This window comes from Burkholderia sp. NRF60-BP8, from assembly GCF_001522585.2.
Taxonomy (GTDB): domain Bacteria; phylum Pseudomonadota; class Gammaproteobacteria; order Burkholderiales; family Burkholderiaceae; genus Burkholderia.
Genome location: NZ_CP013373.1, coordinates 1,784,773 through 1,804,669, shown reverse-complemented (window position 1 = coordinate 1,804,669; position 19,897 = coordinate 1,784,773). Strand labels below are relative to the sequence as shown.

21 protein-coding genes and 1 riboswitch are annotated in these 19,897 nt (G+C 68.9%); of the genes, 4 read left to right on the top strand and 17 right to left on the bottom strand.

Annotated features, from left to right (window positions below):
* Positions 1-42: 42 nt before the first annotated feature.
* From WS54_RS21730 to WS54_RS21710, 5 genes are all read right to left on the bottom strand, one after another.
* A complete protein-coding gene (locus WS54_RS21730; RefSeq protein ID WP_059785784.1) occupies positions 43-936 on the bottom strand; it encodes a LysR family transcriptional regulator in 894 nt (297 codons plus the stop codon).
* Positions 937-1,047: 111 nt separating this feature from the next.
* Positions 1,048-1,875 carry an alpha/beta hydrolase gene (locus tag WS54_RS21725; RefSeq protein WP_059785782.1) on the bottom strand — a complete coding sequence of 276 codons (828 nt, stop codon included), beginning with the start codon at positions 1,873-1,875 and terminating at the stop codon, positions 1,048-1,050.
* Positions 1,876-2,087: 212 nt separating this feature from the next.
* Positions 2,088-2,471: a VOC family protein gene (locus WS54_RS21720; protein WP_034207330.1), complete on the bottom strand. Its 384-nt coding sequence runs from the start codon at positions 2,469-2,471 to the stop codon at positions 2,088-2,090.
* A gap of 21 nt (positions 2,472-2,492) precedes the next feature.
* Positions 2,493-3,455, bottom strand: coding sequence for a hydroxymethylglutaryl-CoA lyase (locus tag WS54_RS21715; protein WP_059785780.1), 963 nt, complete (start codon positions 3,453-3,455; stop codon positions 2,493-2,495).
* Between the two features lie 21 nt (positions 3,456-3,476).
* Positions 3,477-4,667, bottom strand: coding sequence for a CaiB/BaiF CoA transferase family protein (locus WS54_RS21710; protein WP_059785989.1), 1,191 nt, complete (start codon positions 4,665-4,667; stop codon positions 3,477-3,479).
* Here WS54_RS21710 and WS54_RS33755 point away from each other — a divergent pair.
* Both WS54_RS33755 and WS54_RS21705 read left to right on the top strand, forming a co-directional pair.
* Complete coding sequence (locus WS54_RS33755) at positions 4,666-4,812, top strand: hypothetical protein (RefSeq protein ID WP_155294451.1); 147 nt, start codon at positions 4,666-4,668, stop codon at positions 4,810-4,812. The two genes, WS54_RS21710 and WS54_RS33755, sit on opposite strands and share 2 nt — an antisense overlap.
* A gap of 114 nt (positions 4,813-4,926) precedes the next feature.
* The gene (locus WS54_RS21705) at positions 4,927-5,892 is read left to right on the top strand and encodes a D-2-hydroxyacid dehydrogenase (protein ID WP_059785778.1); all 966 of its coding nucleotides are present in this window, start codon (positions 4,927-4,929) and stop codon (positions 5,890-5,892) included.
* Between the two features lie 208 nt (positions 5,893-6,100).
* On the opposite strand, the gene WS54_RS21700 is transcribed toward WS54_RS21705, so the two are convergent.
* From WS54_RS21700 to WS54_RS21675, 6 genes are all read right to left on the bottom strand, one after another.
* Complete coding sequence (locus WS54_RS21700; protein WP_059785775.1) at positions 6,101-6,313, bottom strand: hypothetical protein; 213 nt, start codon at positions 6,311-6,313, stop codon at positions 6,101-6,103.
* 199 nt (positions 6,314-6,512) lie between these two features.
* Entirely contained in the window at positions 6,513-6,950 is a 438-nt protein-coding gene (locus WS54_RS21695; RefSeq protein WP_059785773.1) for a hypothetical protein, read from the bottom strand.
* 120 nt (positions 6,951-7,070) lie between these two features.
* Positions 7,071-7,994, bottom strand: a complete 924-nt coding sequence (locus WS54_RS21690) for an ABC transporter permease (RefSeq protein WP_034207325.1) — start codon at positions 7,992-7,994, stop codon at positions 7,071-7,073.
* Positions 7,994-8,866: an ABC transporter permease gene (locus WS54_RS21685; protein ID WP_059785987.1), complete on the bottom strand. Its 873-nt coding sequence runs from the start codon at positions 8,864-8,866 to the stop codon at positions 7,994-7,996. The genes WS54_RS21690 and WS54_RS21685 overlap by 1 nt, the downstream gene beginning before the upstream one ends.
* Positions 8,867-8,915: 49 nt before the next feature.
* Entirely contained in the window at positions 8,916-9,995 is a 1,080-nt protein-coding gene (locus WS54_RS21680; protein WP_059785771.1) for an ABC transporter ATP-binding protein, read from the bottom strand.
* A 49-nt stretch (positions 9,996-10,044) separates the two neighbouring features.
* On the bottom strand, positions 10,045-11,211 hold the full coding sequence (locus WS54_RS21675) for an ABC transporter substrate-binding protein (RefSeq protein WP_034207323.1): 1,167 nt from the start codon (positions 11,209-11,211) through the stop codon (positions 10,045-10,047).
* Between the two features lie 469 nt (positions 11,212-11,680).
* Between WS54_RS21675 and WS54_RS21670 the strand changes: the two genes are divergently transcribed.
* Positions 11,681-12,385 carry a glutathione S-transferase N-terminal domain-containing protein gene (locus WS54_RS21670; protein ID WP_059785768.1) on the top strand — a complete coding sequence of 235 codons (705 nt, stop codon included), beginning with the start codon at positions 11,681-11,683 and terminating at the stop codon, positions 12,383-12,385.
* A 121-nt stretch (positions 12,386-12,506) separates the two neighbouring features.
* Here WS54_RS21670 and WS54_RS21665 read toward each other — a convergent pair whose 3' ends face one another.
* The gene (locus WS54_RS21665) at positions 12,507-13,022 is read right to left on the bottom strand and encodes a MarR family winged helix-turn-helix transcriptional regulator (protein WP_059785766.1); all 516 of its coding nucleotides are present in this window, start codon (positions 13,020-13,022) and stop codon (positions 12,507-12,509) included.
* Between the two features lie 146 nt (positions 13,023-13,168).
* Positions 13,169-14,221 (bottom strand): RNA-guided endonuclease InsQ/TnpB family protein, encoded by a 1,053-nt coding sequence (locus tag WS54_RS21660; RefSeq protein WP_059785763.1) that lies wholly within the window; start codon positions 14,219-14,221, stop codon positions 13,169-13,171.
* A gap of 92 nt (positions 14,222-14,313) precedes the next feature.
* Here WS54_RS21660 and WS54_RS21655 point away from each other — a divergent pair, with 92 nt between their 5' ends.
* Positions 14,314-15,492, top strand: coding sequence for an MFS transporter (locus WS54_RS21655; protein ID WP_059785986.1), 1,179 nt, complete (start codon positions 14,314-14,316; stop codon positions 15,490-15,492).
* Between the two features lie 117 nt (positions 15,493-15,609).
* Here WS54_RS21655 and cobM read toward each other — a convergent pair whose 3' ends face one another.
* Genes cobM through WS54_RS21635 form a run of 4 tightly spaced genes read right to left on the bottom strand, consistent with a single transcriptional unit; the run spans position 15,610 to position 19,459 of the window.
* Positions 15,610-16,338, bottom strand: coding sequence for a precorrin-4 C(11)-methyltransferase (gene cobM, locus WS54_RS21650; protein ID WP_059785759.1), 729 nt, complete (start codon positions 16,336-16,338; stop codon positions 15,610-15,612).
* Between the two features lie 42 nt (positions 16,339-16,380).
* Entirely contained in the window at positions 16,381-17,112 is a 732-nt protein-coding gene (locus WS54_RS21645) for a cobalt-precorrin-6A reductase (protein WP_034207318.1), read from the bottom strand.
* Positions 17,109-18,197: a cobalt-precorrin-5B (C(1))-methyltransferase gene (locus WS54_RS21640; protein ID WP_059785756.1), complete on the bottom strand. Its 1,089-nt coding sequence runs from the start codon at positions 18,195-18,197 to the stop codon at positions 17,109-17,111. Before WS54_RS21640 ends, WS54_RS21645 begins: the two co-directional genes overlap by 4 nt.
* Positions 18,197-19,459 (bottom strand): bifunctional cobalt-precorrin-7 (C(5))-methyltransferase/cobalt-precorrin-6B (C(15))-methyltransferase, encoded by a 1,263-nt coding sequence (locus WS54_RS21635; RefSeq protein WP_034207903.1) that lies wholly within the window; start codon positions 19,457-19,459, stop codon positions 18,197-18,199. Before WS54_RS21635 ends, WS54_RS21640 begins: the two co-directional genes overlap by 1 nt.
* A gap of 202 nt (positions 19,460-19,661) precedes the next feature.
* Positions 19,662-19,851, top strand: a riboswitch (cobalamin riboswitch).
* The last annotated feature ends 46 nt before the right edge of the window (positions 19,852-19,897 follow it).

Below are 19,897 nucleotides of genomic sequence, written 5' to 3'. Positions count from 1 at the left end.
GCGCGCACGCAGGCGTGCGCCCTACGTCGCGTGGTGCCGCAGTTACCGCGCCGACATGAACTCGAACAGCTTCGCGACGTCGGTCGTCAGCACCGTGCCCGCCTTCACGCCGACCCACAGCGTGCGCGTCGCCCACGCGTCGTCGAGCTTCACGACACCGAGCCGCGCCGCCCGCTCGCCGGTTACCGCATCGCGCGGCAGCACGCCGATGCCGAGGCCGGCTTCGATCATCCGGCTCACGCCGTCGAAATTCGATACCTGGATCCGCAGCTTCAGCGAGCGCTCGGCCGCGAACGCGGCGTCGGTCATGCGCGCGAGCAGCGAACTGCCGTCGCTCAGGCCCACGTAGTCCTCGTCGAGCGTATCCGCGAAGCGGATGCTGTCGCGCGCCGCGAACCGATGCGTGCGTGGCACGAGCAGCACGAGCTCGTCGCGCCGGTACAGCCGCCGTTCGATGCCGGGCGCCGGCACGTTGTCGGCGAATACGCCGAGATCGGCCTTGCCCGACGCGAGCGCGTCGACGATCTCGTGGCTCAGGCGCTCCTCGAGACTGACCTTGATGCCGGGGTTGCCGGTGAGGAACGCGGCGAGATCGGCGGGCAGGAACTGGACGATCGCCGACGTGTTGGTCCATACGTGAATGTGGCCGCGCACGCCGGCGACGTAGTCGCTCATCTCGTGCGCCATCCGGTTGACCTGCTCGATCACCTTCGCCGCATGCTCGAGCAGCGCGCGGCCCGCGGGCGTCAGCTCGACGCCGCGCGCATGCCGGACGAACAGCGCGCTGCCGGTCACGCTTTCGAGTTCGGCGATGCGCTTGCTGACCGCCGACAGCGTGAGTTGGCCGTGTTCGGCCGCCTTCGTCAGGCTGCCGTGCTCGGCGACGAGCGCGAACACGCGCAGCGACTGCAGATCGAAATGAAGCGGGTTCACCATGTCGGGGTCCTGGAAGGCCGTGCGGGATACGCAGTCGGCGCGCCGGCCTGACGCCGATCATACGCCGCGCGATGCGCGTGCGATATGGTCGTCGTGGCCGACGTGGCGCGGCTAGCGCGGCGCGATGTCGTGCAATGCGGCGAGCATCGCGCCGTCCGGCGTCGCGAGATCGTCGAGCACCGCGAAGTGCTGCATGCCGGGCAGCCACGCGCGGGCGATGCGCTCGCCGGCGGCTTCGCACGCCGTCGCGTATTCGTCCGCTTGCCGGATGAGCTCGGGCAGTTCGGCGTTGCCGACCGCGACGACGGTCGGAGCGCCGCGCTCGATGCGATGCAGCGGACTGTATGCGTCGACTTCGTGCGCGGTGAGCTGCAATTTGTCGTTCAGGCAGCACAGCGCGATCGGTTCGAGATCGACGAGCGGACTGATCGCGAGCGCCGACACGACGGCCGGATGCGCGCGGTGCATGGCCGTCAGGTGGCCGCCCGCCGAATGGCCGCTCAGGTGGATCGGCCTTCCCGAGATGCCGAGGCCGGCGGGGTCGGCCGCCAGATGGTCGAGCAGCGCGCCAATCTCGCCGACGATATCGGTCATCGTCGCGACCGGCGCGAGCGTGTATTCGGCGAGCACGACGTCGTAGCCGCGCGCGAGCGGCCCAGCCGCCGCATACGCGAAATCCTCTTTCGCGCAGTGCTGCCAGTAGCCGCCGTGGATGAACACGAACAGCGGCGCGTGGGGCTGCCCGCACGGCAGCCAGTCGAAGCGCTGCGCGGGCTGCGCGCCGTAACGCAGGTCGCGGCGGCCGGGCGTCGCTGCGTACAGCGCCGCGCTGCGCGCCCGGCATGATGCGAGCAACGCCGGGAAATCGGCAACAGCCTTCGTGTTCAGGTACGCGGCGTCGAGCGCCGTGCGGTCCATGCCGCGATAGAGCGTCGTCATTCGAAAGTGCCTGGAGCGGGTTGCGGATGCGCGCGGCGGGGGGCCGGCGCGCGGCGAAGGCGGCGGCCGGGCCGACGCCGTTGCGCCATTATCCGCAGCGCGGCCGTGCACGGCTATCCGGAATCGGCGGGCGCGGCGCGTGCGTGTCCGCTTTCGGCGAAGTACTGCGGCGCCGTGCGCCGGCGCTCGCGCGGGCGGCCGAACCGCGTGCGTCAGATCGGCTCGGAGATTTCGATCAGGTTCAGGTCGGGATCGCGCACGTAGACGGAGCGGATCTTCTGCGTCGCGCCCGTGCGTTCGACCGGCCCTTCGACGATCGGCCAGTCGACGCGCCGCAGGTGCGCGATCACGTCGTCGAGCGGGACCGACGCGATGAAGCACAGATCGAGCGCGCCGGGTACCGGCACGTGCGCTTTCGGCTCGAATTCCGCGCCGCGCACGTGCAGGTTGATCTTCTGGTTGCCGAAACGGAACGCGAGCCGGCCCGCGCCGAAGGTTTCGAGCTGCATCTGCAGCACCTCGGTGTAGAAATGCTTCGTCCGTTCCGGATCGACGCAGGTCAGCACCAGATGGTCGAGGTGGTCAATCAGCGCCATGGAATTCGCTCCTGTTCCTGTTCACGAGAAAGCGCGTTGCGCGGGCATGTCGCCGGCGGCGGCGCGCGGCGGCGGATGAAGGTCCGAGCGGCGCCCGGCCTTCAGGATCTGGCTCGGCACGTCATGCCCGATCAGCGCGGGCAGCCGTGCCGACACGACGAGCACGGCCGCGAGGTCGATGCCCGTATCGTAGCCGTCGAGTTCGAGCATGTGCACGAGTTCCTCCGTGCAGACGTTGCCGGTCGCGCCCGGCGCATAGGGGCAGCCGCCGAGTCCACCGAGCGACGCGTCGAAGCGGTCGATGCCGGCGTCGAGCGCCGCGAGCGTGTTCGCGAGCGCCATCCCGCGCGTGTTGTGGAAGTGCAGCGTGAGCTGCAGCGCGCGAAAGCGCGCGCGCGCTCGTCCGGACAAATCGCGCACCTGCGACGGAAACGCCATGCCCGTCGTGTCGCACAGCGTGAAGCCGTCCACGCCGAGATCCGCGAAGCGCTGCATCCACGCGAGCACCGCCTCGGCCGGCACGTCGCCCTCCATCGGGCAGCCCATCGCGGTCGACAGCGACACGTTGATCGCGACACCCGTGCCGCGCACCGCGTCGATCACGTCGCGCAACTGCGCGAACGACTGCTCGCGCGTCATCCGCAGGTTCGCGCGATTGTGGCTCTCGCTCGTCGACATCACGAGGTTCACTTCGTCGACGCCGCACGACAGCGCGCGCTCGGCGCCGCGCACGTTCGGCACGAGCGCCGTATAGACGACGCCCGGCGCGCGCGCGATGCCGTGCATCACGGCCTCCGCGTCGCGCAGCGCGGGGATCGCCTTCGGCGACGTGAACGACGTGACCTCGATCTTTGCGTAGCCGCACGCGCTCAGCGCGTCGACGAGCGCGATCTTGTCGTCGGTGTCGACGAACGCCGCTTCGTTCTGGAAACCGTCGCGGGTCGCGACTTCGTGAAGATGGATGCGTTGCGTAGGGTGGGTCATGGGTTCGTCCCGGTGGCTGTGTCAGATCACGCCGCGCGTGCGCCAGTCGTCGCGCGTCGCCGCATCGATGCCGAGCGATTCGAGTACCGCATCGGTATCCGCGCCGAGCGCGGGCGCCGGCCGCTCGATGCGCCCGGGCGTGGCGTCGAGTTTCGGCACGATACCCGGCACGAGCACGGGCGTGCCGTCGGGCAGCTCGGCGTCGACGATCATGTCGCGCGCGCGGTAGTGCGGATCGGCCGCGATGTCGGCCACGTCGTAGATGCGCCCGGACGGAATGCGCGCGTCGTGCAGCGCGGCGAGCACGTCGTCGAGGTCGTGGCGGGCGCTCCATTCGCCGATCGCCGCATCGATGCGCGCAACCTGCGCGACGCGCCCGTCGTTGTGCGCGAGCGCCGGATCGTTGCCGAGATCGGGCCGGCCGATCAGTTCCATCAGGCGGCGGAAGATACTGTCGCCGTTGCCGGCGATCAGCGCGTACCTGCCGTCGCGGCAGCGGTATGCGTTGGTCGGTGCGATGCCCGGCAGGCTGCTGCCGGCCGGCTCGCGCACCGCGCCGAAGGCCGCATATTCGGGCAGCAGGCTCTCCATCATGTTGAATACCGATTCGTACAGCGCGACGTCGACGACTTGCCCGCTGCCGCCCTGCCGTTCGCGATGCCGCAGCGCGAGCAGTACGCCGATCACGCCGTGGAGCGCCGACAGCGAATCGCCGAGCGAGATGCCGACGCGCACCGGCGTCCGGCCGGGCTCGCCGGTCAGGTGGCGCAGGCCGCCCATCGCCTCGGCGATCACGCCGAAGCCGGGGCGGTCGCGATACGGGCCTGTCTGCCCGAAGCCCGACACGCGCAGCATCACGAGCCCCGGGTTGATCGCGGAGAGCGCGTCCCAGCCGAGCCCCCAGCCTTCGAGCGTGCCGGGCCGGAAGTTTTCGATCAGCACGTCGGTTTCGGCGACGAGGCGGCGCACGACGTCCTGCCCTTCGGGCGTGCGCAGGTCGAGCGTGACCGAGGTCTTGTTGCGCGATTGCGCGGCCCACCAGACCGACGTGCCGTCGTGCAGCAGCCGCCATTTGCGCAGCGGATCGCCGACGCCGGGCGGCTCGACCTTGATGACGTTCGCGCCGAATTCGGCGAGCATCCGGCCCGCGAACGGCCCGGCGATCAATTGGCCGAGTTCCAGCACGCGGATGCCGTCCAGCGGACGTGTCATGACTGTCTCCGATGAAATCGTGTTGTCGATGACGGCGATCATGACGGCGTTCGCGCACCGCGAAAATCGATCGATGGTCAACCAGCCTTTCCGAAACGGAAAAGGTGGACGACGGCGCGAGCGCGACGCCGGCGCGTGTGGGTAGCCGGCCTTTCCAGACGGGAAAGCGCGCTCGCCCAACGGTCAAACGACGGTGCGCGCGGCGCCGGCAGAATCGGATCCGTTCCGCGCCGCCGGGCGCCTGTCAGCGAGACCCGCCATGTTTTCCGTTTCCTCTCCCGCGAAGATCGTGTTTCTCGATCGCGCGACGCTGTCGCCGCAAATCGTACTGAAGCCGTTTCCGTTTCCGCACGTCGTGCGGACATTCGACCGGACGGCCGCGCACGAGGTCGCGGCGCGCATCCGCGACGCCGACATCGTCGTGACCAACAAGGCGCGCCTCGACGCGGCGGCCCTCGCCGACGCGCGGCAGTTGCGGATGATCGCGATCGCCGCGACCGGCACGGACATCGTCGATCTCGATGCGTGCGCGGCACGCGGGATCGTCGTGAGCAATATTCGTGGCTATGCGGTCCGCACGGTGCCCGAGCACACGTTCGCGCTGATCCTTGCGCTGCGCCGCAGCGTCGTCGCTTATCGCGACGCGGTGCGCGCGGGGCGCTGGCTCGACAGCGGGCAGTTCTGCTTTTTCGATCATCCGACTCGCGACCTGGCCGGCTCGACGCTCGGGATCGTCGGCGACGGTGCGCTCGGGCGTGCGGTGGCCGTCATCGCGCGTGCGCTCGACATGCGCGTGCTGTTCGCGGCGCACGGCGACGCGGCCGGCGACGGTTATGGGCCGCTCGACACGCTGCTGCGCGTCAGCGACGTGATCACGCTGCACTGCCCGCTCACACCCGCGACGCGGCATCTGATCGATGCACACGCATTCGCGCGGATGGCGCGCCGGCCGCTGCTGATCAATACCGCGCGCGGCGGCCTCGTGGATGAACGCGCGCTCGTCGATGCGCTGCAGTCGGGGCAGATCGCGGGGGCGGGATTCGACGTGGTCACGCAGGAGCCGCTGCCGGACGCGCATCCGTTTCACGCGATCCTGTCGCACCCGGCGTTCATCCTGACGCCGCATGTCGCATGGGCGAGCGACGAGGCGATGCAGGCGCTGGCCGATCAGCTCGTGGACAACGTCGCCGCGTTCGTCGGCGGCGAGCCGCGGCATGTCGTGTGACACGCACGAACGGAACGGCCCCGCTCGATTGCTCGAAGCGGGGCCGACCGGATGTGGGGCTGCTTACGCCAGCGACTCGGCACGTAACGGGTTCGTGCATCCGCCCTGTCTGGCGGCCGGTTTCCGAATACCGGATGGACGCTGCTTCAACGCACTCCGACCGGCGGCGATGCCGGGCCAGTCCGGCGAGCGGAAAAGCGGCTCCGGCTCAGTAAGCGGACATCTCGACGCAAGGATCGACCTTGGACGGCGAGCAGATCACCGAGTACCTGGCGCTCTCGCGCATCAGCGCTTCGCCTTCGTGCAGCGCGATCTTGATCTCGGGATGACGCTCGTACGCGAGGAAGGCCGAGCACACGACGGCGGACATCACGACGATGGAAAACACAAATTTTTCAAGGGTTTGGAAGCGTTCAGGCATGGTATGACCTTTCTCTCATGGCCGAAATTATACCTTGAGATAAGGGTTTTCCCTATAACCCTGCCTGCATACCGAGGATGCGTTCGAACGAGATGGGCGCGATGCTCGCGCCCTTTTTATCGAGGGAAGCGCGGCGCTGCGGCCGGCAAGGCCCGCGCCGCCTATCCGGGGAAGAGAACGAAGGCTTGCCGCCCGCGCATTACTGCGGCGCGGACGCGCCACTCGCCGCGTTGCTCGGCCACGCGTTGCCGATACGGTCGATCAGCGACTTCGCGGTGCCCGTCACGATCGCCGCGTCGACGCCCGACGTCTGCCACGAGCCGTCTGCCGCCTTCACGAAGGTCAGGTTCGCGCGCGACGGCGCGTAATCGGCGTTGCGCCACGTGACCACGACGTCGCACGAATACGTGCGATCGCCGAGCTTCTTGCAGTCGCCATCGGGTTTCGCCGACACGACGTCGGCCGACACGGGCAGCGGCTGGCCGAACAGCGCGTTCAGGCCGCCGTGGTTTTCCGCTTCGAGCGCGCGGCGCACGGCGGCGTCGACGTCGCTCGGTCCGGGGCCGTCGTGAAGCAGGTTGCAGGCGACCAGCAGCGTCGAGGCGCCGGCGAGTGTCAGCAGCGTTTGAACCTTCATGGATATCCGTCGATCGGGGGAACGCCGCGTAGTCTGCAACGTCCGCGTGTCGTGCGCGGTATCCATTTGTAACCAATTGCACGCTGCCGGCAGCTTCATGCGATCGTACGGCGCCCTCGCCTACTGCCGCTCCTGCTTCACGCGACTCACGAGCTGGGTCGGACTGACGAACTGCAGCGCGATCACGACCCACACGAGCGTGATGGCCATGTAGATCATCGCCATCGCGTCGATCGACTGCGGCGCGCGCACGCCGGTCGAGAACACCGCGTAATACAGCGCGACGACGAGCGTCTGCGTGCTCGGGCCCGCGGTGAAGAACGTCAGCTCGAACATCCCGATCGTGCGCACCAGCACGAGCAGCCCGGCCGCGAGCATGCCCGGCACCAGCAGCGGCAGCAGCACGTAACGGAAATAGCGCCACGTGTTCGCGCCGAAGATGCGCGCGGCGGCTTCGAGATTCGGATCGATCTGCTCGATGAACGGCGTCATCACGAGGATCACGAACGGCAGCGCCGGCACGAGGTTCGCGAGGATCACGCCCGGCAGCGTGCCCGCGAGCCCGATCTTGTACATCACGGTCGCCATCGGGATCCCGTAGGTGACGGGCGGCACCATCAGCGGCAGCAGGAACGCCAGCAGCGCGAAGCGCTTGCCGCGAAACTGCACGCGCGCGAGCGCATACGCGGCCGGCACGCCGAGCGCGATCGACAGCAGCACGACCGCGCCGACCACTTCGACGGTCACCCACAGCACGCTCGCGAGCTGAAAGTCTTCCCACGCCTTCGCATACCAGTGCAGCGTGAAGCCCTGCGGCAACGGCGTGCCGAACCAGCGCGTCGCGACCGAATTCACCGCGACGGTCGCGATCAGCAGCATCACGTTCAGCAGGAAGAACGCCATCAGCGCCCACACGAGCGCCTTCCATGCGCGGCCGGCGAGATTGCTTCTCATCCTGTGCGGTTTTCCCGTGTCGACGGGGCGCGCGTCGGGTGCATCGTGCTTCGGCGGCCACGTGCGAGCGGCATGATCGTCGGTCGCCATCAGCCCTTGCCTCCCGTCACCGCGCCCGTATAGAAGAAGCGGCGCGCGCCGAGCATCGACGCGACCACCAGCAACTGCACGAAGCCCATCACGATCGCAATCGCCGACGCGAGCGAATAGTCGTAGCTCTCGAACGCGGCTTCGGCCGCCGCGATCGAGATCACGCGTGTCGGCCCGGCCGGCGCGCCGAGCAGCACGGCCGACGGAAATACCGAGAACGCCTGCACGAACGACAGGCACGCGGCCATCGTGAGCCCCGGCACGAGCAGCGGCAGGTAGATCTGCCGGAACTGCTGCCACGGGTTCGCGCCGAGCGTCGCGGCCGCGCGCGCGAGCGTCGGGTCGATGCCGCTGATGTACGACAGCATCAGCAGGAACGCGAAGGGAAAGCCCGACACGATCAGCGACAGCAGCACGCCCCAGTAGTTGTGCGTGAGGCGCACTTCGTCCGTGTACAGGTGCAGCCCCTGCAGCGCCTGCGGAAACCAGCCGTTCGGCCCGAAATACGTGAGCATTCCGTCGGCGACGAGCACCGTGCCGAGCGTGACGGGAATCACGAGCAGCGTCGTGACGAACTTCTGGTATGGCGAGTTGCGGCGCAGCGCGAACGCGACGGGCACCGCGATGCCGACGTTGAGCAGCGTCGCCGGCACCGCGAGCTTCAGCGTGACGAGCACGGTCGGCCACATGGCGGTGTCGGTGAAGAACTGCACGTAGTTCGCGAGCGCGCCGCCGCCGTTCATCGGCTGGAACGACAGCACGAGACCGTACGCGAACGGATAGATGAATAGCGCGGCGATGAACGCGAGCGCCGGCGTGACGAGCCACGCTTTCGCGTCGCGCGGCGCGCTGCCGGTCGCGAGCGTGCTCATGCGGCCTCCGCTCGAGATGCCGCCGTGCATGCTACTTTGCGCAGCCCGTTCATTGCACGTCTCCCGGATAGACCAGCGTCCGGGCCGGCGCCACGCGCAGCCGCAGCGGTTCGCCTTCGGCGAACTCGCCGGCCATACGGGCCCAAATCGCGCCGAACGGCGTGATCGCGCGAATCAGCGAGTCGCGCCCGCCGTACTCGACGGTCTCGACGGTCGCGTCGAACGCATTGTCGGCGCCTTCTTCCGCGCGCTCGACGTCGTCGGGGCGCAGCGCGACCACGACGTCCTTCGCGTCGAAGCCGGCCATCGGCACGCCCGCGAGGCGCACGCCGCCCGACGCGACGCTCACGCGATCGCCGGCCATGCCTTCGAGCGTAAACGGCAGCACGTTGCGATAGCCCATGAAGCGCGCGACATGCAGGTTGTGCGGGCGCGTGTACACGTCCTTCGGCGACGCGACCTGCTGCACGACGCCCTCCTTCATCACGACGATGCGGTCGGCCATCGACAGTGCTTCGTCCTGATCGTGCGTGACGTAGATCGTCGCGCGTTCGAGCTGCGTGTGGATGCGGCGAATCTCCGCGCGCATCTCGATGCGCAGTTTCGTGTCGAGATTCGACAGCGGCTCGTCCATCAGCACGAGCGGCGGCTCGATCACGATCGCGCGCGCGATCGCGACGCGCTGCTGCTGCCCGCCCGACAATTGCCCGGGCAGCTTGCCTTCGTGGCCGACGAGTTGCACGAGCTCGAGCGCCTGCTGCGCGCGCCGCCGCATTTCCTGCTTCGGCACGCCGCGCATCTTGAGGCCGAAGCCGACGTTGTCGAGCACCGACATGTGCGGAAACAGCGCGTAGTTCTGGAACACCATCCCGAAGCCGCGACGCTCGGGCGGCAGTACGTCGATGCGCGTGTCGTCGAGCCAGATGCCGCCGCGCGTGAGCGGCTGCAAGCCGGCGATGCAGTTCAGCGCGGTCGATTTGCCGCAGCCCGACGGGCCGAGCAGCGCGATGAACTCGCCGCGCCGGATCTCGAGGTCGAGCCCGTTCAGCGCGGCGACCTGTGCGCCTTGCGCATTGATGAAACTGCGGCACACGCCGTCGAGCCGCAGCCGTTCGAAACCGTGCTTCATTCCACGAACTCCATCGACGCGGGCGCCGCGGCGCCCGCCGGTTCAGCCGTCACTTCGACTTCTGCGAACCGATCTCGCGGTCCCACTTCTGGAACGCGGCGACCATCGCCTGCGCGCTGAGCGGCTGCACGTGCGGGCGATCGGCGAGCAGCTTCGCGTATTCGGGACGGCCGAACTTGCGCACGACTTCCTGGCTGTGCGCGGGCGCCATCTCGAGCGTCACGCCCTTCACCGCCGGCCCCGGATAGAAGTACCCGTCGTCGTAGGTCATCGCCTGCTGCGCCGGTTCGAGCAGGAAATTCATCAGCTTGAACAGCACGTCGAGCTTTTCCTTCGGCACGCCCTTCGGGATCACCATGTAGTGTGCGTCGTTGACCCACGTCATGTCGTCGAACGCCTGGATCCTGAATTCGGCCGGCACGATGCCGAGCGCGCGCGGGTTGAGGTCCCAGCCGGTGACGGTCACGGTCATGTCGCGCGTGCCTTCGCCGAGTTCCTTCATCACCGCCGACGTGCCGCCCGGGTAGTACGGCACGCAGTCGTTCAACTGTTTCAGGAACGCCCAGGTCTTGTCCCAGCCGTTGATCGGGTCCTGCGGATTCTTGTCGCCGAGCACGTACGGCAGCCCCATCAGGAACGTGCGGCCGGGGCCCGAGTTTGCCGGGCGCGCATAGATCAGCTTGTTCGGGTGCGCCTTGCACCAGGCGAGCAGTTGATCGGGCGTCTTCGGCGGGGCGCTCACCTTCGCCGGGTTGTATTCGAGCAGCGGGCCGGCCGGCATGTAGGTGACCTCGAGGCCGAAGCCCTGCGCGAGATCCTGCATCTTGCGCGGGCCGGGCGCGTACTTGTCGAGTACGCCGGGGAAGGCGGCCGCGTTGTCGGGCAGAAGTTTCTGCCACAGGTTCTGCTCGATGCCGGCGGCCAGCGCGTCGGTGCCCGTCAGCACGAGGTCGATGTCCGAGCGCCCCGCCGCCTGCATCGCCTTGATCTTGCCCGGCAACTGCGGCGCGGGCGCGTTCGTGAACGTGACGTTCGCGACGAGATTCGGATTCTTCTCCTTGAACGCCTCGATGGCCTTCTGCGTGAGCTGCAGGTTGCCTGCGACGTCGACGATGTTCAGCGATACGGGGGCGGCAACGGCTGCGGCGGCCGACAGCGCGAAGCCCAGTGCGAGGGCGATCCGGCGGACACGGCGAGCGATCGGGGTGGTGTTCATGTCTCCTCACTTCGGTCGGTGGATGGGACCTTTCTTGTCAGGAAATCATGACGGCGTTATACGATGTCGGTCAACAAAAAACCACGGGATCCGGGGCGGGACTTTCCCTGACAAAAAGCTTCCGTTTCGTCGACGAATCGCGTGCCGCGCGATTGAGTCGGGTTGGCGGAACGGCTCCTGCCGCGTGTTAGGACGTCGTATCTCGATGCAGGACGAACGTGTATCGGGGCCGTATGCGGTCCGTCGGCCGACGGAGACGCGTTGCTCGTCGTGTCTCATGGCATCGTGAGCGATACCGAGGCGGCTATCACGCCGAACAGGCGGCGGCCGACCGGCCCCTGCATCGATTTCCCGGATCGGCTACAGTGGGCGCTTTCGGCGCGCCCCGCCCCGCCGCCGCGCCGCGAACCGTGCGCGAGCGCGGCGGCACGGGCGGGCGCGGATCATTCACTTCGACGAGCGAACCTTCATGCCCGATCTGTCCGCCTTCCCGATCACGCACAAGTGGCCGGCCCAGCACCCCGACCGTCTCCAGCTCTACTCGCTGCCGACGCCGAACGGCGTCAAGGTGTCGATCATGCTCGAGGAAACCGGCCTGCCGTACGAGCCGCACCTCGTGCGCTTCGACACGAACGACCAGATGTCGCCCGAGTTCCTGTCGCTGAACCCGAACAACAAGATCCCCGCGATCATCGATCCGAACGGCCCCGACGGCCAGCCGCTGCCGCTGTTCGAATCGGGCGCGATCCTGATCTATCTCGCGGACAAGACGGGCCAGTTGATCCCGAAGGATCTCGCGGGCCGCTACGAGACGATCCAGTGGGTGATGTTCCAGATGGGCGGCATCGGGCCGATGTTCGGCCAGGTCGGCTTCTTCCACAAGTTCGCCGGCCGCGATTATGAGGACAAGCGCCCGCGCGACCGCTACGTCGCCGAATCGAAACGCCTGCTCGGCGTGCTCGACGCGCATCTCGCGAACCGCCAGTGGGTGATGGGCGATTCCTACACGATCGCCGACATCGCGATCTTCCCGTGGGTGCGCAACCTGGTCGGCTTCTACGAGGCGGGCGAACTGGTCGGCTTCAGCGAATTCCGGCACGTCAAGCGGGCGCTCGACGCGTTCGTTGCGCGGCCGGCCGTCGCACGCGGGCTCAATATCCCGGCGCGCGATTAAGACCAGGCAGCAGCGCGGGCTCGCCGTGTGCGGCCTGCGCGCTGCTCGAGCCAGGCCCGCCGCATTGCGCGGCGGGCATTTTTTGCCCGCGCGGTGCGCCGGCATCACGCATCCGGCGGCGCTACTTTCCGCCGCGCGCTTCCGGTGAAGGATTTTCCAGCCCGGTCAGCAGCTTGCCCAACAGTTCCGACAACTGCGCCTGTTCCGCCGCCGACAACGCGGCCAGCAGATCGCGCTGGTTGTCGATGTGCGCGACCACCGCTTCGTCGATCAGCGCACGCCCGGCGTCGGTCAGCGCGACCAGCGTGCCGCGCCCGTCGGCCGGGTTCGGCCGGCGCTCGACCCAGCCGGCCTTCTGCAGCCGGTCGATGCGCGCGGTCATCCCGCCCGACGACATCATCAGCGCGTCGTACAGCGCGGTCGGCGTCAGCGCGAACGGCGCACCGCTGCGCCGCAGCGTCGCGAGCACGTCGAATTCGCCCGGCTGCATGCCGTAGCGCGCGAACAGCGGATTGAGACGGTCGCGCGCGATCACGAGCGCGGCTTCCTGCAGCCGCCCCATCACGACCATCGACGTCGCGTCGAGATCCGGACGCTGGGCGCGCCATTGCGCGAGCGCATGCTCGGCTCGATCCATTAACCCTCCTCGGCTTGCCAGTTATCTTGACGTCGAGATAAATCACCATTTATCTTGATGTCGAGATACTTTACCTGAAAAACGCGCGACGCCTCGCGGGCAGCCGCGCACCGATATCGAGGGCTTGCATTGACGCCCTCCTCTCCCTAAAGGGAGGGGATTCCCACACCTGGCGATGCACGTCCGCATCGGAGAATGTTCAGCGCAGCGTTGATATCACGATCATGTACGACACCACATTCACTGCAGGCCCATTCTCTTACTCGCAGTCCCGCGATACCTTTCGGCCGCATCGTGCTGTCTTTCGACCCGCACGACGAACAGGACTGGGTCGAATCGCTTTCGTCGACTTCCTTGTACGTGGCCCCGTGCGCGATCGCTTTGTAGCGGAGCTTGTTTCGGAAGGACGACCAGGATGCGTCGTAGACGCTCTTCGCCATCCTGGTTCTGGCAAGTTTGACGGCAGATACGTTGCCGACCGCGATGTAATCGAACCGCCGCACCAGATCGAGCGCGAGCTTGTGCTGGAAATCGGCACGGGCATTCGCGACCTTGGCGTGCAGCTTCGCGATATGCCGCTTGTGCTTTCGCGCTCGCTGGGCTTTCGCCAGCTTTTCCGCCGCGCGTCTGCCGAATTGGTCGTTGGGCAGTTTCTCGCCGGTCGAAAGTGTGGCGAAGTCTTTCAGGCCGAGATCGATGCCGACACCAGAGCGGATCGATCGGGCCTCCACATCCGGCATCTCGATCACGATGTCGAGAAACCAGTTGCCGCGTGCATCCTGCGCAAAGTTGGTCCCGTCCTTGATCTTGCCTTCGGGAAGCGGTCGGCTGTTGAACACGCGAAACGTGTTGCCGGCAAAGCGGAACGCGTCGCCCTCGCGCTTCAGGTCACGCCCCTTCAGCGGCACCCAGCCCAGCGATTTCCTGCCGCGATAGCGCAGGTAGGGCCGACGGTGCTGACTGCGCGATTTCGCATATTGCTCGCACGTCGCGTTGATCGTGCCGGAGTGAATGCCGAGTTCCTTGCTGCTGCCGGTCGTCAGCACGTTCAGATCGAATCCCGTCGGCCACTTCTTGCTCCACTTGAGCGCGTGCTTCTGCGTGTCATTGCAGAAGTTCCAGACGTAGTTCACCGCACGGCTCTGCTTGCCAAGCAGTCCGTTGAGCGACTTCACCCGGTAGCGGTAGACAAGGATCATGCAGGTGATCCTAACCTGTGGAAGAAGCTGCCTGTCAACCGTACGCCTTTCTTTCCCGCCATCAATGGCGGGGTTTCTCGGAGCAGCTGATGATGAATCGCTTCACTTCCCCCGGATGGCGGCTCGCCGCGATCGTGCTCGTCGGGCTGAACCTGCGGCCGGCGCTCGCCGCGATCGGTCCGCTGCTCGACATGATCCAGCGCACGACCGGTATCGGCGACGGCGCGGCGAGCCTGCTGACGACGATCCCGATCCTGCTGATGGGGTTCGGCGCGCTGGGCGCGCGGCGCCTGCAGCGCATCGCCGGGATCGCGGGCGGCGTGTGGCTCGGCGTCGCGTTGATCGGACTGGCTTGCGCATCGCGCGTCGGCGCGCAGCACGCATGGCTGCTGCTCGCGAGCGCGTGCTGCGCGGGCGTCGGAATCGCGATGGTGCAGGCGCTGTTGCCCGGCTTCGTGAAGGCGCATTTCGCGACGCGCATCGGCGGTGCGATGGGCGTCTACTCGACGTCGATCATGGGCGGCGCGGTGCTCGCGAGCGTCGTCGCGCCGTTCGCGGCGGCGCGCTGGGGCTGGCTTGCCGCGCTCGCCGGCTGGGCGCTGCCGGCGGCGCTCGCCGCATTGGCGTGGCCGCTGGCGAGCCGTGGCGGCGACGCGTTGGCCGGCGGGCCGGTATCCGGATCGGGCGCGCGGCCGTCGCGTTCGCCGCGCGCCTGGCGACTCGCGCTGTTCTTCGGCATCGCGACGGGCGCCTACACGCTCGTGCTCGCATGGCTGCCGCCGTACTACATGCGGCTCGGCTGGTCGCCGACCGCGGCGGGCAGCCTGCTCGGCGGCGTGACGCTCGCGGAAGTCGTCGCGGGGCTGACGATCTCCGCGACGATCGACCATCTGCCTGATCGCCGGCCCGCGCTGCATGCGGCGATCGCGTCGCTATGCGTCGGGTTGCTGGTGATGCTGGCCGCACCCGATGCGCTCGCGCTGCCGGCCGCGCTGCTGCTTGGCGCGGGAATCGGCGCACTGTTTCCGCTGTCGCTGATCGTTACGGTCGACCATGCGGCGACGCCGGCTGATGCCGCGTCGCTAACGGGGTTCGTGCAGGGTGTCGGCTATTTGATCGCCGGCTTGTTTCCATTCGCGGCCGGCATCGTGCGCCAGCATCTCGCGGACCTGACGCCCGCATGGATCGCGATGGCGTGCCTGTGTGTCGTGCTGTTCGTGCTCGCGTCCGGGTTTGCGCCAAAACTGGTGCGGCACGTCGCGCGGGCCTGAGCGACGCCGCGGGCCAGCGGCGCGGGTGCCTGCATGCCCGGTGTCGTCCCCGGCATGCTCGCACCGGCAATATCCTCGCGGCCCGTCCAGATACCCGGCTCCACGGCGCGGGCGCGTTCAGCCCGCGCTCGCGTACAGCGTCGAATCCGCGAACCCGTCGGCGTCGAGCACGCGGCCAATCAGGATCAGCGCGGTGCGCTCGATCTGCGTGCCCTGCACCTTGCCGACGATGTCGGCCAGCGTGCCCGTCACGCGCTCCTCGTCGGGCCAGCTCGCGCGATAGATCACCGCCACCGGGCAATCGGCGCCGTAATGCGGCAGCACTTCGTCGACGATGCGCGCGAGATGGCGCACGCCGAGATGGATCGCGAGCGTCGCGCGGTGCGCGGCGAGCGAGCCGAGCGCTTCGCCTTCCGGCATCGTCGTCTTGCCCGCGAAGCGCGTGAGGATCACCGTCTGCGCGACGCCGGGCAGCGTCAGCTCGACGCCGAGCGCCGCCGCGCACGCGGCCGTGGCCGTCACGCCCGGCACGATTTCGTACGGAATTCCGAGCGCTTTCAGGCGGCGGATCTGCTCGCCGATCGCACCATACAGCGACGGGTCGCCCGAATGCACGCGCGCGACGTCCTGCCCTTTCGCATGCGCGGCGGCGAGCAGCGCGACGATCGCATCGAGGTCGAGTTCGGCCGTGTTGACGACCTGCTCCGCGCGATGACCGTCGAGCACGGCGGCCGGCACGAGCGAGCCCGCATACAGGATCACCGGGCACGTGCGCACGAGGCGCTGGCCCTTCACCGTGATCAGCTCCGGGTCGCCGGGGCCGGCGCCGATGAAATACACCGTCATCGAAATTTCTCCGTCAATTCGTGGGATGACCGCTGCGTCGCGTCAGGCGCGCGCGGCCGGATCGAGTGCGTCGACGAGCGCCGCGACCGAGTCGAACGCACGGTCGGCATCGGGCAGCGGCGGCCGGCGCAGCATCACGACCGGCAGCCTGCGTTCGCGTGCGACGTCGAGCTTGGCCTCGGTGGCCGCGCCGCCGCTGTTCTTGCTGACGACGACGTCGATCCCCGCCAGCGCGAACAGCGCGCGCTCGCCGTCGGGCGTGAACGGCCCGCGCGCGGCGACGACCTGCGCGCGGGCGTTGCCGGGATGCGCGTCGAGGCAGCGCACGAGCCAGAACTGGTGCGGCGGGATCGTGTCGAGATGCGCGAGCGGTTCGCGGCCGAGCGTGAACAGCGGGCGCCTGAACGGCGCGAGCGCGGCCTCGATGCCGGCCCAGTCGTCGACCATCCGCCAGTCGTCGCCCGGTTGCGGCGTCCACGGCGCGCGGCGCAGCGCCCAGAGCGGCACGCCCGCGTCGCGCGTCGCCGCCGCGGCGTTCGCGCTGATTTGCGCGGCATACGGATGCGTCGCGTCGATCACGAGGCCGATGCCGGCGTCGCGAAGATACGCGGCGAGCCCGGCTGCGCCGCCGAAACCGCCGACGCGCACGTCGCAGCGCAGATCGTCGGGCGTCTTGCCGAGGCCGGCGAGACTATAAACATGATGCGGGCCGAGCGCACGCGCGATTTTCAGCGCATCGCCGGTGCCGCCGAGCAGCAGAATGCGCGGGCTCATCGCGCCTCCCCGACGAAGCGGCCCTGCCGGTCGATCGCGAACATCTCGACCGCGACCGACGGCGGCACGATGTCGCGCGCCACCTGCAACGCATGGGCGCAAACGAGATCGCCGAGCGGCACGCCATCGGTTTGCGCGAGTTTCAACGCTTCCTGGCTCGTGTTCGCGGCGCGCATCGCGGCCTGCAGCGCATCGCTCGCGCCGGCTTCGGCCGCCCATTGCGCGAGCAGCGGCAGATCGATGCTCGAATGGCGACTGTGCAGGTCGAGATGGCCGGCCGCGAGCTTGCTCAGCTTGCCGAAGCCGCCGCACATCGACAGACGCGCGACCGGCGCGCGCCGCAGGTGCTTGAGCACCGCGCCCGCGAAGTCGCCCATCTCGATCAGCGCCATGTCGGGCAGACGGTAGTGCGCGCGCATCGCGTCCTCGCTCGCGTTGCCGGTGCAGGCGGCGATGTGCGCGATGCCGTTCGCTCGCGCGACGTCGATGCCCTGATGGATCGACGCGATATAGGCCGAACACGAGAACGGCCGCACGATGCCGGTCGTGCCGAGGATCGACAGCCCGCCGACGATGCCCAGGCGCGGGTTCATCGTCTTCAGCGCGAGCGCCTCGCCGCCGTCGACGCCGATCGTCACGTCGAAGCCGCCCGCGTAGCCGTGCTCGGCGGCGAGCGCTTCCAGGTGCGTGGTCATCATCCGGCGCGGCACCGGGTTGATCGCCGGCTCGCCGACCGGCAGCGTGAGCCCCGCCCGCGTGACCGTGCCGACGCCCGGCCCCGCATGAAAGCGCACGCCGGACGCCGCCGCGAGCGCGACGCGCGCGAAGATCAGCGCGCCGTGCGTGACGTCCGGATCGTCGCCGGCATCCTTGATCGTGCCGGCTTCGGCGCCGTCGGCCGTGGCGCGGCAGAATTCGAGCCGCATCATCACGCGCTGGCCCTTCGGCAGCACGATCTCGACCGCGTCGTCCGCGTGGCCCGCGAGCAGCAGTCGCGCGGCCGCGAGCGACGTCGCGGTCGCGCAACTGCCGGTCGTGTAGCCGAAGCGCAGCGGCGCGGGCTGTTCGGGCGTTTCGTCGCGCATCACGCGTCCGTTGCGTTCGACGGATTCGACGGGGTCGACGAGCCGGCCGTATCGGCCGCGTCGGGCTTGCGCACGTCGTACAGCGTGACCGGCAGCGGTTGTCGCCACGTGTCGAAGCGGCCGAGCGGTTCGGCATGCGCGAGCGACACGCGCGTGAGCGTGCCGCCGTGCACGTCGCGCCACGCGGCGAGCGCCATCTCGCCCTGCAGCGTGACCGCGTTCGCGACGAGCCGCCCGCCGGGTTTCAGCGACGCCCAGCACGCGTCGAGCACGCCGGGCGCCGTCGCGCCGCCGCCGATGAAGATCGCGTCGGGCGCGGCGAGCCCCGCGAGCGCAGCGGGCGCACGGCCCGCGACGAGTTGCAGGCCCGGCACGCCGAGCGTCTCGCGGTTGTGTTCGATGAAGCGCTGCCGCTCCGCATGCCCTTCGATCGCGATCGCCTGGCACGATGGATGCGCGCGCATCCATTCGATGCCGATCGAGCCGCTGCCGGCGCCGACGTCCCACAGCAGTTCGCCGGGCGCGGGCGCGAGTCGCCCGAGCGTCATCGCGCGCAGGTCGCGCTTGGTGAGCTGGCCGTCGTGACGGTACGCGTCGTCGGGCAGGCCGGGCGTGAGCGCGCGGCGCGGTGCGTCGGGGCCCGCCTGACAGTCGAGCGCGACGAGATTGAGCGCGGCGGCTTCGTCGACGTTCCAGTCTTGCGCGAGGCCATCGATCCGTCGCTCGAGCGGGCCGCCGAGGTGTTCGAACACGCTGACGCGCGTCGGCCCGAAACCGCGGGCGGCGAGTTCGGCCGCGACGGCGGCCGGCGTGCGGCCGTCGGCGCTCAGCACGAACAGGCGCCGGCCCGGCAGCAGATGGCGCGCCAGCGTCGCGAGCGGCCGCCCGACGAGCGAGACCGCGCCCACGTCCTGCAGCGCCCAGCCGAGGCGCGCGGCCGCGAGCGACAGCGACGACGGCGCGGGCAGCACGCGCCATTCGTCGGGAGAAAGCACACGGGCGAGCGTCGCGCCGACGCCGAACAGCATCGGGTCGCCGCTCGCGAGCACGCACACGGGCGCGCCGCGGCGTGCGAGCAGCCCCGACAGGTCGAACGGCGACGGCCATGCTTCGCGCGTCGCGCGCAGCCGTGCGGGCAGCATGTCGAGATGCCGTTTCGCGCCGACCACGCGCGTCGCGTCGAGCAGCGCGCGCCGCGCGTGGCGTCCGAGCCCCGCGTAACCGTCGTCGCCGATGCCCACTACCGTCAGCCACGCCGTCATCCACCCTTCCCCATCGTTCGATTTCATCGTGTCGCCGCGCGGCCCCGAAAGCGCCGATGCGGCCGTCCGCATGGCGAAAAACGGCATGGTACCGTGTTCCACTCCGCGTTTCATCCGGCCGCCCGCTCGCCCCCGGGCATTGCCTGCGCCGCCCGCCGCGAACGGCCAGCCGGTCGCGAATCGCGGCCGAAATCGGGTATCCTACGGCCGTTCGTTCGCCGGTGCCCTTCGGGGCCGAAGAGGGAACACAGGGCGCACCGCGCGCCGCTGTGGCTGCCCCCGCAACTGTAGACAGCGAGCCGATCCCCCCTCATGCCACTGGTTTCACCGGGAAGGCCGGGAGCCGGCGCCGACCTGTCAGCCAGGAGACCTGCCGGCCAGAAAGTGCGTGCGTGCCAGTCGGCGTCGGGCGGGGTGTACCGATGCGTTGGCCGCGGC